The organism is Pelotomaculum terephthalicicum JT (genome assembly GCF_022410535.1).
GTDB lineage: Bacteria > Bacillota > Desulfotomaculia > Desulfotomaculales > Pelotomaculaceae > Pelotomaculum_D > Pelotomaculum_D terephthalicicum.
On sequence record NZ_JAKNBL010000019.1, the window covers coordinates 42,946 to 56,061 of the forward strand.

General features: G+C 48.6%; 19 protein-coding genes and 1 tRNA gene. 8 read left to right on the top strand and 12 right to left on the bottom strand.

All coding sequences use genetic code 11. From position 1 onward, the window contains the following. The first annotated feature begins 218 nt into the window (after positions 1–218). From L9W92_RS11680 to L9W92_RS11700, 5 genes are all read left to right on the top strand, one after another. Entirely contained in the window at positions 219–1,685 is a 1,467-nt protein-coding gene (locus L9W92_RS11680) for a sensor histidine kinase (RefSeq protein WP_240083933.1), read from the top strand. 37 nt (positions 1,686–1,722) lie between these two features. Next, positions 1,723–2,418, top strand: a complete 696-nt coding sequence (locus tag L9W92_RS11685) for a response regulator transcription factor (protein WP_240083934.1) — start codon at positions 1,723–1,725, stop codon at positions 2,416–2,418. A 92-nt stretch (positions 2,419–2,510) separates the two neighbouring features. After that, on the top strand, positions 2,511–2,975 hold the full coding sequence (locus L9W92_RS11690) for an ArsR/SmtB family transcription factor (protein WP_240083935.1): 465 nt from the start codon (positions 2,511–2,513) through the stop codon (positions 2,973–2,975). An 18-nt stretch (positions 2,976–2,993) separates the two neighbouring features. After that, positions 2,994–3,998, top strand: a complete 1,005-nt coding sequence (locus tag L9W92_RS11695) for a permease (RefSeq protein ID WP_240083936.1) — start codon at positions 2,994–2,996, stop codon at positions 3,996–3,998. 33 nt (positions 3,999–4,031) lie between these two features. Next, complete coding sequence (locus L9W92_RS11700; RefSeq protein WP_240083937.1) at positions 4,032–4,271, top strand: thioredoxin family protein; 240 nt, start codon at positions 4,032–4,034, stop codon at positions 4,269–4,271. Here the strand turns inward: L9W92_RS11700 and L9W92_RS11705 are convergent. After that, on the bottom strand, positions 4,268–4,846 hold the full coding sequence (locus L9W92_RS11705) for an acetylglutamate kinase (protein WP_240083938.1): 579 nt from the start codon (positions 4,844–4,846) through the stop codon (positions 4,268–4,270). The genes L9W92_RS11700 and L9W92_RS11705 overlap by 4 nt on opposite strands. Positions 4,847–4,980: 134 nt before the next feature. Continuing rightward, a complete protein-coding gene (locus L9W92_RS11710; RefSeq protein ID WP_240083939.1) occupies positions 4,981–5,193 on the bottom strand; it encodes a hypothetical protein in 213 nt (70 codons plus the stop codon). On the opposite strand from L9W92_RS11710, the gene L9W92_RS19345 reads away from it, so the two are divergent. Then, a complete protein-coding gene (locus L9W92_RS19345; RefSeq protein WP_376741806.1) occupies positions 5,165–5,287 on the top strand; it encodes a CC/Se motif containing family in 123 nt (40 codons plus the stop codon). The two genes, L9W92_RS11710 and L9W92_RS19345, sit on opposite strands and share 29 nt — an antisense overlap. On the opposite strand, the gene L9W92_RS11715 is transcribed toward L9W92_RS19345, so the two are convergent. Next, on the bottom strand, positions 5,264–5,431 hold the full coding sequence (locus L9W92_RS11715; RefSeq protein WP_240083940.1) for an S-layer homology domain-containing protein: 168 nt from the start codon (positions 5,429–5,431) through the stop codon (positions 5,264–5,266). The genes L9W92_RS19345 and L9W92_RS11715 overlap by 24 nt on opposite strands. 141 nt (positions 5,432–5,572) lie before the next feature. Here L9W92_RS11715 and L9W92_RS11720 point away from each other — a divergent pair, with 141 nt between their 5' ends. Beyond that, positions 5,573–6,010, top strand: a complete 438-nt coding sequence (locus L9W92_RS11720; RefSeq protein ID WP_240083941.1) for an acyl-CoA thioesterase — start codon at positions 5,573–5,575, stop codon at positions 6,008–6,010. Positions 6,011–6,054: 44 nt separating this feature from the next. Here the strand turns inward: L9W92_RS11720 and L9W92_RS11725 are convergent, their stop codons facing one another. The 9 genes from L9W92_RS11725 to murI form a co-directional block, all read right to left on the bottom strand. Continuing rightward, positions 6,055–6,441, bottom strand: coding sequence for a hypothetical protein (locus L9W92_RS11725; RefSeq protein WP_240083942.1), 387 nt, complete (start codon positions 6,439–6,441; stop codon positions 6,055–6,057). A gap of 425 nt (positions 6,442–6,866) precedes the next feature. Next, positions 6,867–6,940 (bottom strand) — tRNA-Gly (locus L9W92_RS11730). Positions 6,941–7,044: 104 nt separating this feature from the next. After that, positions 7,045–7,518 carry a metallophosphoesterase gene (locus tag L9W92_RS11735; protein WP_240083951.1) on the bottom strand — a complete coding sequence of 158 codons (474 nt, stop codon included), beginning with the start codon at positions 7,516–7,518 and terminating at the stop codon, positions 7,045–7,047. Between the two features lie 12 nt (positions 7,519–7,530). Next, positions 7,531–8,142: an XTP/dITP diphosphatase gene (locus L9W92_RS11740; protein ID WP_240083943.1), complete on the bottom strand. Its 612-nt coding sequence runs from the start codon at positions 8,140–8,142 to the stop codon at positions 7,531–7,533. Then, positions 8,117–8,884: a ribonuclease PH gene (gene rph, locus L9W92_RS11745; protein ID WP_240083944.1), complete on the bottom strand. Its 768-nt coding sequence runs from the start codon at positions 8,882–8,884 to the stop codon at positions 8,117–8,119. Before rph ends, L9W92_RS11740 begins: the two co-directional genes overlap by 26 nt. 2 nt (positions 8,885–8,886) lie before the next feature. After that, positions 8,887–9,681, bottom strand: coding sequence for an MBL fold metallo-hydrolase (locus L9W92_RS11750; RefSeq protein WP_312038093.1), 795 nt, complete (start codon positions 9,679–9,681; stop codon positions 8,887–8,889). 20 nt (positions 9,682–9,701) lie between these two features. Continuing rightward, entirely contained in the window at positions 9,702–10,478 is a 777-nt protein-coding gene (locus L9W92_RS11755) for an acyl-CoA dehydratase activase (RefSeq protein ID WP_240083945.1), read from the bottom strand. A 4-nt stretch (positions 10,479–10,482) separates the two neighbouring features. After that, positions 10,483–11,460, bottom strand: coding sequence for a 2-hydroxyacyl-CoA dehydratase family protein (locus tag L9W92_RS11760; RefSeq protein ID WP_240083946.1), 978 nt, complete (start codon positions 11,458–11,460; stop codon positions 10,483–10,485). Between the two features lie 28 nt (positions 11,461–11,488). Further along, complete coding sequence (murI, locus tag L9W92_RS11765) at positions 11,489–12,289, bottom strand: glutamate racemase (protein WP_240083947.1); 801 nt, start codon at positions 12,287–12,289, stop codon at positions 11,489–11,491. Between the two features lie 338 nt (positions 12,290–12,627). Between murI and L9W92_RS11770 the strand changes: the two genes are divergently transcribed. Then, positions 12,628–12,996 (top strand): hypothetical protein, encoded by a 369-nt coding sequence (locus tag L9W92_RS11770; RefSeq protein WP_240083948.1) that lies wholly within the window; start codon positions 12,628–12,630, stop codon positions 12,994–12,996. Positions 12,997–13,116 lie beyond the last annotated feature (120 nt).

The window sequence follows — 13,116 nt, forward strand, 5'->3', positions numbered from 1 at the left end:
AAAAAAACGCACTTTTTCAGCCTTACACATTATAAGAAAAGTAAATAAACTGGACCTAAACCAAATTGAAAAATTTCCTTAAAAAACTTGAAAATCCAGATAAAAATTTGAATTTTATTTTTATAAAAATTTTAAGAAACAGTTTTAAAGTAATTAATAATTAAGCTTTATAATAAATAGAGAAATGAATTTTGTAAACACTGTTCTGGGAGTAAAACATGTCCTTAAAGTTTAAGATTTGGGCTTCCTACATAATAATGGTCACAGCCCCCCTTCTCCTGGCGGTATTGTCGGCCAAGCTAATCCTGACCAATTATGAAGAGGATCACCAAATTCAGATCATAGAAACCGCCCAGGAGGAATCATTACAAGAAAAAATAGCTTTTATGGGAGAATTAGAGCATGACCTGGCCAATAAACCGGATTATTTCAAAGATCCGTTTTACCTGGCGCAGCTCAACGAAAAGATTTCTTCTGTTAATATGGGGGTTTTGATTCAGCGCAATGGAGAGTTTATATCTAATTCCGTACCGTTTAACGTTGAAAAACTCAAACCAAATTTATTAAAGCTTAATGTGCAAGATGTTACAGAGAAATGGACTTCAGCAATCATAAAAGATTACATTGTAAGATGCCGGGCTTTCTCTTTCAGTGACGGGACAACAGGCCAAATCTATCTCTTCCTCAACAGAGTACCTCCTTGGGAAGCGTCACCTGCCGACCATATCGCTTATGTGAAGTGGATTTTTTTAATCTTTATCATTTGCATATTTCTGACAAACAGTTTTTTAACCTACCAGTTTTACAAAAGCTTAATCGAGCCTTTAAATTCGGTAAAAAAAGCTGCCCGGGAAATTCAGCACGGAAACCTGGACTACCCCATCAGCTATCCGGTTAACAACGAAATAGGAGAATTATATCAGGCCTTTGAAGAGATGCGGCTAAGACTGAAGCAATCACAAGAACTCAATGAACAATACGAAAAAAGCCGAAAAGAATTAATCTCAAATATATCCCATGACCTTAAAACACCGATTACCGCGATTAAAGGCTACGCCCAAGGCATTATTGAAGGCGTGGCCAATAACCCGGAGAAAGTGGAAAAATATCTCCGGACCATTATTGCCCACGCCGGGGAAATGGAGCGGTTAACAAACGATTTGACCCTTTTTTCCAAGCTGGACATAAAACAAATCCCTTTTTCATTTGAATGTATAGAAATTAACAGATACCTTGAAGATGCCAGAGAAGAATTGAATTTTGACTTATCCGAAAATAATATTATTCTTAAATTTGAGTCCCATTATAAAAGCAGTGATTTAATAATGGCCGACCGGCGGAGACTAATCAGAGTCATTCACAACATCATAGAAAACGCCAAAAAGCATTTAAACAAGCGAGAAAAGGAAATTAAAATAATTTTGAAAGAAGAAGAAAGCTTAGCTTTAATTGAAATAAGGGATAACGGTTCCGGTATTCCGGCAGATAAACTCCCTTTAATCTTTGACCGGTTCTACCGGGTAGATAGTTCAAGAAACCGGACAACCGGGGGCAGCGGGATCGGGCTATCCATCGCCAGGGAAATAATAGAGGCCCACCAGGGGAGAATTTGGGCGGAAAGCGCTGAAGGTTTGGGAACAAGTATATTCTTTACCTTAAAAAAAGCTGCCTATTTTAAAAAATGAAGAAAGCCACAGTCTTTTTTAAAAGAGGAGTTTAAGTATGAAAAAGGTTTTAATTATTGAAGACGAACTAAGTATTGCGGAGCTGGAGAGAGACTACCTGGAAATAGACGGCTTTGAAGCGGACATTGAACTTAACGGCCGCTCAGGCCTGCAGCGCGCCCTGCAAGGAAACTACGCCATCATCATTCTCGATGTCATGCTGCCCGAGGTAGACGGTTTTGAAATCTGCCGGACAATCCGCGACAGGATCAATATACCCATAATTATTGTCTCAGCCAAGAAAGAAGATATCGATAAAATCAGAGGACTGGGGCTAGGGGCAGACGATTATATGACCAAGCCCTTCAGTCCCGCCGAACTGGTGGCCAGAGTCAAATCCCACCTGGCCCGTTATAATCGTCTGGTTAACCAAACAGTTGCTGATCGTCCCGAGGAGCTAAAAATCAAAGGGCTGGCCATCAATAAAAGCTCCCGGCGTGTTTACCTTGACGGCCTGGAAATTCAATTCACCACTAAGGAATTTGATTTGTTGGTATTTTTGGCTGAGAATCCCGACCGGGTACTTAGCAAGGAACAGATTTTCGAAAAGATCTGGGGGTTCGATAATTTGGGAGAGATTGCCACAGTAGCCGTTCATATCCGCAGAGTCCGTGAAAAGATAGAAAAAGACCCGTCTAATCCAGAATATATTGAAACTATATGGGGTACGGGATATCGTTTTAATATCTCCTGAAAACGAATATTTACATTTTTTATAGTCATGGCGTATAATATATGCGTATATTCGGTTATGCAAATATAATAATGCCAGCCGGGAAAAATAATTTGAGAGAGAGGGCTATGATCAATATAGTGGAAATGTTGAAGGCGCTGGCTGACGAGACCCGCCTGCGGATCATCAATCTGCTTTACGATGGGGAGCTATGTGTCTGTGATATTATGGAAACGCTGGCTATAACCCAGACAAAGGCCTCGCGACATCTGGGGGTGCTGCGCCGGGCCGGGCTGGTTACAGACCGCAAGAGTGCGCAGTGGGTTTATTACACCATTTGCCGCAGTGACGGGAGCAAATTTCTGGACAGCATAATTTTTAATCAACTCAGGCAAAATGAGCCATACGCAGATGATATGAAAAATCTTGCCGAATGGCTGGCCGTAAAGAAATCCGGCTGCAATAAATATGCAAACGGCCCTTTAAGCTGCGGCGGCGGTACCGGGCGGCATCGGCGGTCAACCCGTTGCGGCAGTGACCGGGCTGCCTGCGGCAGTCCCGGTAGTGACTGCGCTTAAGAAAAGAGGTATACTCTTTTGTTCATATTTTCCTGGCTAAACGACCAGCTGCTCAGAATGGAATGGCTTCACTATCTGGTCACTTTGCTTGTAAGAGATGTATTCGGCCTGGATGTAAATAAGCAAGTGGGCGGAAGCATCCACTTTTTTATCTATGATGTGAGCAAAATATTCATCCTGCTCTCCGTACTAATATTTACTATTTCATATATCCAAAGTTTTTTTTCACCTGAGCGGACCCGCAAAGCCCTGGGCAATTTCGCCGGCATTAAAGCGAATACAATGGGGGCGCTGTTCGGCACGGTAACCCCGTTCTGTTCCTGCTCCTCCATTCCTTTATTTATCGGCTTTACCAATGCCGGCCTGCCTATTGGCATTACCTTTTCCTTTTTGATATCGTCACCCCTGGTAGACCTGGCTTCGGTTATATTAATTGCCAGCATATTCAACTGGAAAATTGCCATTGCCTATGTGCTTGTGGGTATTTTTCTGGCTGTTATCGGCGGCTCAATCATCAATAATTTAAAGCTTGAAAAGTATGTAGAGCCGTTTGTATATGAAAATAAACTCATCGATGCCGCCCCGGAAGAACTGACTGCCCGTGACAGAATAGTTTTTGCCAGGGAGCAGGTGCGGGACATTGTCAGAAAGGTCTGGCTGTTTATTCTAATCGGCGTCGGGATCGGCGCCGCCATCCACAATTGGATTCCGGAGTCAATCATCAGCGCGCTGCTCGGTCAGGACAAATGGTATTCTGTGCTGCTGGCGACATTAGTCGGTGTGCCGATGTACGCGGATATTTTCGGTACGCTGCCTATCGCCGAAGCCCTGGTGGCAAAAGGGGTGGGGCTCGGTACGGCGCTGTCCCTGATGATGGCCGTAACCGCGCTTTCAGTCCCTTCCTTGATTTTGTTGAATCAAGTGGTAAAGGTGAAGCTATTGGCAATATTCGTCGGGCTTGTTACCCTGGGCATCATCATCATCGGCTACACCTTTAATGCCTTCGGCCATCTCTTGATGTAAGAGTTCGTTAAATATGAAAGGACGGCTAAAATAATGGATATCAAAATTTTAGGCACAGGCTGTGCAAACTGCAGGAGGCTTCATCAACTTGCCGAGGAAGCAGTTGCGGAAATGGGCCTCCAGGTGCCGGTGGAAAAGGTGGAGGACCTTAGAAAGATCATGGGTTATGGGATTATGAAAACTCCTGCCATTGTAATCAACGAAAAGGTTAAAGCTTCCGGCAGGGTACCCGGAAAGGATGAGATTAAAAAGTTCATCCAGGATGAGGCTTAATATATATGGAACTGCTTAATTATACCCTCAGCCATTACGTCAGCCATTCCCAAAGTGTGTATCTCATTTTCATCATACGCTGTGATGCTTGCCTCATACTGTCCGGTAAGCATGTAAACTGCTTCTGCTTTAACCAATTCCAGGTGGCGGTACATCATCCTTCTCCAATGCTCCTGAGACCAATAAGGATTGATATTCCCCAAGAAAACAGCGATTGCATCAGCATTAGCATACCATTTTCTTTCTGCTTCTGCTGCTGCCTTATTATCTCCGGCTTTTGCTGCTTTGACAAGATCTGCAGCTATAACAAGATGCTCCTTTAACAAATCCCGAAATTTCGCAGCAATTCTTTCTCCGTAATAAGGCTGCAGCGCATGCTCAAAATCCACGGGATTACGAAGTAATCTAGCGACAACGGAGTCTACATTCGGCAAACCAAATACCAGGCTTGTTATGGTTGACCATGTCCAAACATCATGCTGTTCCCATAGCATACGCATATAATTCCTTACATCCACTTGTGCTTTAGTAAACATGATGGGTATATGATAAAAGTTCGGATTGTAATACAACATTGATCACCTCTTAAAATCAGTCATTTTTAAGTATATAATATGAATGGACTGACAGGATAGTTCCGTTGGTTAGAGGATTGCCAACACCCATAGGCGTCTTAAGCCAGCCACTATGCCGCTTGTAAATTCAAGTACTATATTAAGACCGGGGGCGAAAAAATGATCAAGGTCGAGATTACTCCTGATGCCAGAAAATATATTCTCCAAAAGACTGATACGATCACAATAATTATTAGAACGACAGGAAGTTGAGCCAGCTGCTCCAGTGAGCTTGCCGTGCTCGCAGGCTCACCGCCCGAACCCCGGAGTTTTAACAAAGTGACCGCCGGCGGGATTAAGATTTTCATTTTTAAAGGAGTTGTTGCCGCACCGGAAGGGATCAATATTTCCCTAAGTGGTTTTTGGATATGGAAAAAGCTAGTGGTTAATGAGTTGAGCTAAACAACAGCCCAAATTGATAAAAAGATCATCACCGAATATGGTGGTGTTGCCCTGGGGCCGGAAGGTGTTGTCGTCGTATCCCTTCATGATCCCGTTCTTGACTGCCGTGGCGACAGCCGCTTGGCCCAGTCGGAGATGCCCCATTAACAATGATTTGTTAGTTTTTTTAAGGATTTTGTTTGATACTAGTTCACTGCAAATATATAATATGATTATAAGTCATTATTGGTATGAGTGGACGTGTTTGTTAAACGGATGCAATTGTTCCATGCGGGAGGTATTTTTGTGAATGGCTATGCCCATAAACTAGAGCGTCGGATCGATTGGTTTGAAGTTGATTTTCGTGGACATGTGAATAATGTGTCGTTCATATACTATATCCAGGAAGCAAGGGTCGAACTTTTACATATAATCGGTTTGATGCAATCTCAGGCAAAAGAAAAAGAAGGCCCGGTGCTGGCTTCGATTACCTGTCAGTATTACCGTCCACTATTTTATCCGGGCAAAATTTATGTCTATTCCAAGGTATCGGAGATTAAAAATACAAGTTTTGTTATCAAGCACGCTATTTACAATGAGCGCAATCAAATGGCCGCTGAGGCGCAAGATATTCTCGTTTACTATGATTTTGTTAAAGAGACTAAACTAACAATTACTGATGAGCCCAGAAAAAAACTGGAAAAGATCAGCAGCGGGAATATAGTTCCCCCGGAACCTCTTTAAACAGTGCGATAAAGCAGTAGCAACCCGGGACTAGCACGTTTGTTTTAACCTCGAATATAACCATTGACTTCCTCCATTATTATATCCTTATAGTCATCCAATATATTTCCTTCATTATCGTTTACCGTAATCCGAGCATCGCTCTTAATTGGTATGCCACTCCTATCTGACAAAAACTTCATTTGCTTACCGCTGCCTTTGTCAATGATATGCAGGGATGCTATCCCGACATTTTTAATTTTTATTTTCCCTTCCTCCAATAATTCCACCGTTTTTAGCTTTCCCATTGCTATAGTTTCATTTAAATCCAAATCTTTTAATACATATCCAACTAGTTTTGGAAATGGTTTCGCCAGATTCAGTGTTCTCCCCCTATCGTCCTTTATCTTGGTACATATTAGTAAGGATGAAACTTCGTATTCCCGGCACATGTTTATTATCCTCTCTAATAGTTAAGTTTTTCTTTAGATATCCCCCGATATCGCAGTACTTGACATATTTCCAAAGAGCCGCATGCGGATAAAATCGGCATCAAGTGCCGGATTTAGAGACCCTGTTAGATAACTCTTGACAGTGGACCCCTTTGTCATATTCATCATTGAAATCGCTCTCCCAAAATATAACTACGCCAAACAAAGAAATAATCCTTTAATAACGGGAGTAATAAAAAATTAAAACCATTAATTTAATCTCTTATAGTTCTTATCATCATTCCAAAAAGGAAGCATAAGCTTGCCGCGAGCCTTCGTACTTAAGTTTGGCACCCACCCCGTAAATTATCAAGAAGCATAAGTCTGCCAAATGGCAAACTTATGCTTCCAGTCACATACACCCAAAACGCCCTGCTCAAAAAGAATGGAGCGGGTGATGGGAATCGAACCCACGTACTCGGCTTGGAAGGCCGATGCTCTACCATTGAGCTACACCCGCTTGTGGAAATCATATTTTGATAATGCAATTAATATTATAACCAATAATTTACCCGGAGTCAAAATTATTTTGGTGGGCTGAAAATATCACCGGGTGCGTGTAGGCTAAATACGGCAGATATAAGGAATGATGCCTTCCCCGGTGATTTCCAGAATCCCGTAGCTGGGACGCTCCTGATCCAGCGGCCTGGCAATGCTGCCGGGGTTAAAAAGCAGCACGCCCCCCTCGTGCTCGGCAACAGCAACGTGAGTGTGTCCGAAGACCACTGCCTCCACCCCGTTTTCCCGGGCCGCCGCCAATAAGTTCCCGCGCGACGACGGCTGCTTGACCCCGGCGAGATGGCCGTGCGTGAGCAGGATTCGCCGGCCGGACAACTCGACAATTTCCTCCGCCAACCCGTCAAGGCCATAGTCGCAATTTCCTCTAACCGCCTTTACCGCTATACCGGTTTCAGCGCCTAACTTCAAGCCGTCGCTACAGTGATCGCCGGCGTGCAATATTAAATCAACCGGCCCGGCGCTCCGGAGAGCCTGGAAGGCAAATGTCAGCCGTCCGTGGCTGTCGCTGAATACTGCCACCCGCAACAGTCATCACCCCCTGTCAATCTCTTTCTTGCTCAACTCGGACAAGTATTCCAGGACCTGGGCCAGGGCCTTGCCGCGGTGGCTGATTTTGTTTTTAACAGACAGGTCAAGTTCGGCGAAAGTTTTATCGTAATCAGGCAGGTAGAACAATGGATCGTAGCCGAAACCCATATCGCCCCGCGGCTCACCGGCGATCACTCCCTCGCAGGTCCCCTGCACGGTATGGACGAAACCGCCGGGCCGGGCAATGGCCATAACACATTGGAACCGCGCGGCGCGCTTGTCCGGCGGCAGCCCGGCTAAAAGTCTCAGCAGCTTTTCATTGTTGGCCCGGTCGCTCTTCTCCTCCCCGGCGAAGCGGGCCGAATAGACTCCCGGGGCTCCGCCAAGGTAATCCACCTCCAGGCCGGAATCGTCGGCCAGGGCTGTCAGCCCGGTCAGTTCGGCTGTTATTGCGGCTTTTTTCACAGCGTTTGCTTGAAATGTATCGCCGTCCTCCTCAATATCCCCAACCTGGGGAAAATCGGCCAGGGATAACACCTCGATGCCGCAAGACGCCAGCATTTCGGACATTTCCCTGACCTTGCCCTTGTTATTCGTCGCCAGGACCAGTTTCATTCCCATCTTCCTCCCCGCTACCATATGCACCCAGCGCTTCTTTTTGAAAGGCGACCAACTGCTGAATCCCCTGCGCCGCCAACTCAATCATATCGTTCATCTCCTGCCTGGTAAAGGTGGCTTCCTCCCCGGTGCCCTGCACTTCCACGAAACGTCCGGCGCCGGTCATGACAATGTTCATGTCCACCTCCGCCGCAGAGTCTTCCTCGTAGCAAAGGTCGAGCAAGATCTCGCCGCCCAGCCTGCCGACACTTATGGCGGCGATATAGTCGGTCAAGGGTACGCGACGGATTAGCCCCTCCGCTTTCAATTTGCTCAAAGCTTCCGCCAGCGCCACGAAAGCTCCGGTGATTGAAGCTGTTCGCGTGCCGCCGTCCGCCTGGATGACGTCGCAGTCCAGCAGCACTGTTCGCTCACCAAGCGCAGAAAGATCAATCACCGAGCGCAGGGAACGGCCGATCAGACGCTGGATTTCATGAGTCCGGCCGCCGATTTTACCCCTGGCCGCCTCCCTGGAATTCCTCATTCCGGTGGCGCGCGGCAGCATGCCGTATTCGGCCGTAACCCAGCCCTTCCCTACTCCTTTTAAAAAAGGCGGCACTCTCTCCTCTACGGTAGCCGTGCAAATGACCCTGGTATCACCTGCTTCGATCAAAACCGAACCCTCGGCGTGCTTGATATAATTCTTCGTTATCCGCACCGGCCTTAATTGCCCGGGCTTCCTGCCGTCAACTCTGACCATGTTTATCCCTCGTTTGCTATTGGTATGCATGTATATGTCTCGTCTTCCCGCACCGCCGTCACCGGCCCCCCGAACCCCGCCGCGGCCTGGGCGCTCAATTCCGCCAGGTCGTACTCCGGCCAGAAATGGGTGAGCAGCAGCCGCTTAACGCCGGCCGCCCGCCCTACTTCACCAGCCTGGCGGGCGGTCAGGTGCGCTCCCTCCATATGGCCGGCGTCGCTGTCCAGGCCGCTCGCCTCGCAAAGGAACAGGTCCGCACCGGCGGCCAGCGCGATTAGCCCGTCGGTGCGGGCGGTGTCGCTGGAAAAAACAAACTTGCCTGACCTCTCAAATGATACGGAATAGCCCGGCAGGAGGTGTCTCGCTGGTATAAAGCGGACTGCCAGGCCGCCGATCTCCAGCCTCCGCCCTGCAAAACCGCCGGTTATCTCTTCCTCGGCTAACGAATCTATCGCTTTTACCGCAAAAGCCTCCTTATAACTGTTAAGCAAGCTGAATTCACCATCCGGCCTGGACGGGATGTAAAGCTTTAACGGCTTGTCGCGGCTGCCGGCCCGCCTGGCCCCTTCCACCGCGTGGCGCAGCTGAAAAAGGTCCAGGTAATGGTCGTGGTGCAGGTGCGTCACGACAACGGCGTCCAGCGCGCGAAAATCAATGTGACCCATCAACCTGCTTAAAGTCCCGCTGCCCGCTTCCAGCATCACGTTTACCCCGCCGCCGCTGACCAGGTAGCCCGAGCAGGCGCCGCCGGCCCGGGGATACGGCCCCCAGCAGCCCAGAACGGTTATCCGCATCATTTCATTCCTCCCCGCAATTTTTACTGAAGAACAGCGCGCTGCTCTTCAGCGGATACGCAGCACCCGATGGCGCCGGCGTATTCCGGTTGTTCCGGCACAACCACCCGCGCTCCGGTCTCCCGCCTGATAATCTCCGCCAGCGCGCCGCTGCGGGCCACCCCGCCGGTAAATACGACAATGTCGCTGGCCAATTTGGCCAGCATGGGGTGAATTCGCTTGAATATACTGTAATTTACCCCGGCAGCCAGAGCGGAAACGGGATGCCCCTCAACGATTTTGTCAATAAGCTCGCTTTCGCCAAAAATGGCGCAGGTGGAGGTCAATTCCACCGGGTCCCGGTAATGAAGGCCGAGCTCTTCCAGGCCGATATTCAAAACCGCGGCCATGTTTTCCAGGTACCTCCCCGTGCTGGCGGCGCACTTGTCATTGGTCAAAAAGTCCGCCAACCGCCCCCGGCGCACCAGGGCTACTTTGCTGTCCTGTCCGCCCAGATCGAGCAGGGTGAAGCCGGTCAGCCCGGTCAAGTGAACGGCGCCGTGGACATGCGCTTTTATTTCCGGGATGATCCGGGCGTCACGCACATTTACAGCCTGGCGGCCGTACCCTGTCGCGGTAATCACCGCGCCGGCTGCGTCAAGTCCGAGCGCGGCAAAATCAACCATGAGCCTGCCGCCGGTTTTTCGCCCGTATTCCCGGTAAAAATTAACCGTGTCAAACTCCAGCAAGCGGACAGTCCGGCCTTTTTCCATCAAGGCTATCTTCACGTTGCGGCTGCCCAGGTCCAGGCCGATATACATGCAATCACCTCAGCATATCTAAAAAAACATCCAGGCGCATCCGGGTGCGCGCGTCCAGGCGGTTGGGCTTGTCGCCCTCCAGGGTCAGCAGCGGCAGGTCAAGCTTCTGCCTGATAATCAGGTCCTCTATCTGCCGGAAACAAAAGCTCTGGGCATAGTGGATAATCCCGTCCAGCTTGCGCCGGGCGGCTTCCCGCCGGATGTCCGCCAGGCGGAAAAAGATACCGTACGGGTAAGTGTACTGCCGGTATTGCTCGACCAGGCCGTCTGCCGCGCAGGGCATGGTAAACTGCCGCTGGGTTTCGTTAAAAACCACCCGCGCCCCGCGCTCCTCAAGATACTGGTACAAGTCGCCGACAATCGGCGGCACCCCGATATACCCCAGCCGCAGCACCTTTTCCGCCGGGAGCCGGGAACGGGCTTCTTCCAATAACATGTCCGCATCCGCAGCGAATTTATCCGGATCACCGTTAAAATCACTGCAGCTGACCTGGTAAAGATGGTTTTCCCACCCGCTGATACGGCTTTCCTGCCAGGTCAGCCGGTCCAGCTCCCATACCCTGCCCCGCACCCGGTCCAGTTTTTCTTTGGCTTCCTCCACCTGCCGCCAGGACACGTCGAAGTAAAACATCATCTTCTCAATCTGCAGCCGCAAGAGGTCGGCGTCACGGTCGTACGGGAAGGCAAAGGGCACAATTTCCACCCCGGCCAACTCCAGCGTTTCCATCAGGGCGTGCGTGTTGCTGCAGTCACCCTGGGTCACCGCGATCACTGTCTGAATATCCCGCTGCTTCAACACCGTGCTGTAAATTCCCTTAATCCAGGCGCATAGATTCCGGGGGTACCCGGCCAGTTCGGCTTCCTCCACCAGCGCCTGGGGATTCTCTCCGGTGATAAAAAGATTATTCAGGTCCACCGGCACCCATCCGGCGGCAATGATTACTTCCACCGGCACTGTTGTGGTCAGGCCAACTTTAGGCACGGCTTATAATCATCCTCCTCTCACGCTTTCACAATGCTACGCGGGCAACCGGCCCGATGTCACTTCCCATAAAAAGCCGCGCCTTCTCGCGAAAGGCTTCCGGATCGCCGCTTACAACAAAACGGTGCGCCGGAACGGCGCCGCCCGCGGCCAGCAGCCCCAAGCCGGCCATTTCCTTTGCCGCCGACCGCACAGTCGCTCCGGCCGGGTCTACCAGCCGCACCTCCGGTCCCATCTCGGAGGCAATTAATCCCTTCAAAAAAGGGTAGTGCGTACAACCGAGAATCAGGGTGTCGATGCCGGCGCCGCGCAATGGAGCCAAGCTCTCCCGCACCACAGCGGCGGCTGGTTGCGTATTAGGGTCCCCTGTCTCAACCAGGGGGACAAGAAGCGGCGCAGCCAGGCTGACGACCTCAACATTACCGTCAAGCGCTTTTAGGGCTTTTTCATAAGCTCTGGTCTTGATTGTGACCTCAGTGGCAATGACACCGGCCTTCCGGTTACGGGTAAGCCGCAGCGCTTCAGCGGCGCCGGGTTGGACCAGACCCATCATCGGCAGAGAGTAAATCTTTTTTAAAACAGGCAAAGACAAGGCCGAACTGGTATTGCAGGCAAAAATGACATACTTGATCTTTTGTTCCACTAAATAGGCCACAATCCTGCCGGCAAAATATATTAATTCCTCAAAGCTGCGTGAACCATACGGCACGTGCGCCGTATCGCCATAGTAAACGACTGATTCATTAGGGAGAATTCTGTTAACTTCCCTGAAGACCGTCAGGCCGCCGATTCCCGAATCAAACAGACCGATAGCTCCGCCATTATTCAATATTTTCCCTCCTCACTTAACAGTACGGCCCTTCTATTAAGTTTAAGAGGAGTTTCCTTAAATATGACAACTCCTTATTACTATTCACTAGGCTGGCGAGGGTTCCTCTTTTTTATCCAAAAAAAATAGCAATGAATGCTTTATAAGTTACAATGTCAAAAAGAGATTTTGCTTGGTTTGCGTAGACAAGCCTCGGGCTGGTTCGAAGGTAATACTTTTTAAACTAAAGGGGGTGTCATATGTTTTAAAGGATTTAATCACTTTATTTGCATAATTATCCATTGGTAAATCATTATTGTCGAGTAGCCAGTTTGTTAAATTCCAGGAGGGGGAGAAAAATGATGAAACGTATGAAGATGGTTTTATTGGTTTTAATATTATCAGCATTTTTATTTACGGGCGGAACATGCTGGGCTGTCTCAACTACTACTATAGGGCAGTTACCGGCAACTTTATCAAATGAAGAACTTGGTTTTCGCTTCGAGGCGCCACCTAAAGCCAGTGATAAAACTTACGAAGTTAAAGTAGAAGCAACAGATAGCAAAAAAATACTTCCCACAGAAGAATATTTTGTGACAAAAGCAGTGGACATAAAAATAGTCAACAGTTCTGGCAAGACGGCCGGTAATCTGACGAAACCCGTTCGGCTGATATTTACTTTTAATGATATTGATCACAAAAGAGCAAGCAACATGAATACTAAATAGGCTCTCGGCATTAGATGGGAGGAATCATTAAATCTGGAATAAAGCAACTGGAAATTCTGGCATGCCAGGCTAAAAAGACTGTCCTTTTCACGACATTCCTAAAAATGGGCATGGCAAAGA

What these genes read in the sequence shown, in the direction of transcription:
- L9W92_RS11740 (WP_240083943.1), bottom strand. Translation starts at nt 8,142, where the DNA reads ATGAAACTGGTCCTGGCGACGAATAACAAGGGCAAGGTCAGGGAAATG.
- L9W92_RS11685 (WP_240083934.1), top strand. Translation starts at nt 1,723, where the DNA reads ATGAAAAAGGTTTTAATTATTGAAGACGAACTAAGTATTGCGGAGCTG.
- L9W92_RS11770 (WP_240083948.1), top strand. Translation starts at nt 12,628, where the DNA reads ATGATGAAACGTATGAAGATGGTTTTATTGGTTTTAATATTATCAGCA.
- L9W92_RS11755 (WP_240083945.1), bottom strand. Translation starts at nt 10,478, where the DNA reads ATGTATATCGGCCTGGACCTGGGCAGCCGCAACGTGAAGATAGCCTTG.
- rph (WP_240083944.1), bottom strand. Translation starts at nt 8,884, where the DNA reads ATGGTCAGAGTTGACGGCAGGAAGCCCGGGCAATTAAGGCCGGTGCGG.
- L9W92_RS11700 (WP_240083937.1), top strand. Translation starts at nt 4,032, where the DNA reads ATGGATATCAAAATTTTAGGCACAGGCTGTGCAAACTGCAGGAGGCTT.
- L9W92_RS11680 (WP_240083933.1), top strand. Translation starts at nt 219, where the DNA reads ATGTCCTTAAAGTTTAAGATTTGGGCTTCCTACATAATAATGGTCACA.
- L9W92_RS11710 (WP_240083939.1), bottom strand. Translation starts at nt 5,193, where the DNA reads ATGAAAATCTTAATCCCGCCGGCGGTCACTTTGTTAAAACTCCGGGGT.
- L9W92_RS11715 (WP_240083940.1), bottom strand. Translation starts at nt 5,431, where the DNA reads ATGGGGCATCTCCGACTGGGCCAAGCGGCTGTCGCCACGGCAGTCAAG.
- L9W92_RS11750 (WP_312038093.1), bottom strand. Translation starts at nt 9,681, where the DNA reads ATGATGCGGATAACCGTTCTGGGCTGCTGGGGGCCGTATCCCCGGGCC.
- L9W92_RS11725 (WP_240083942.1), bottom strand. Translation starts at nt 6,441, where the DNA reads ATGTGCCGGGAATACGAAGTTTCATCCTTACTAATATGTACCAAGATA.
- L9W92_RS11705 (WP_240083938.1), bottom strand. Translation starts at nt 4,846, where the DNA reads ATGTTGTATTACAATCCGAACTTTTATCATATACCCATCATGTTTACT.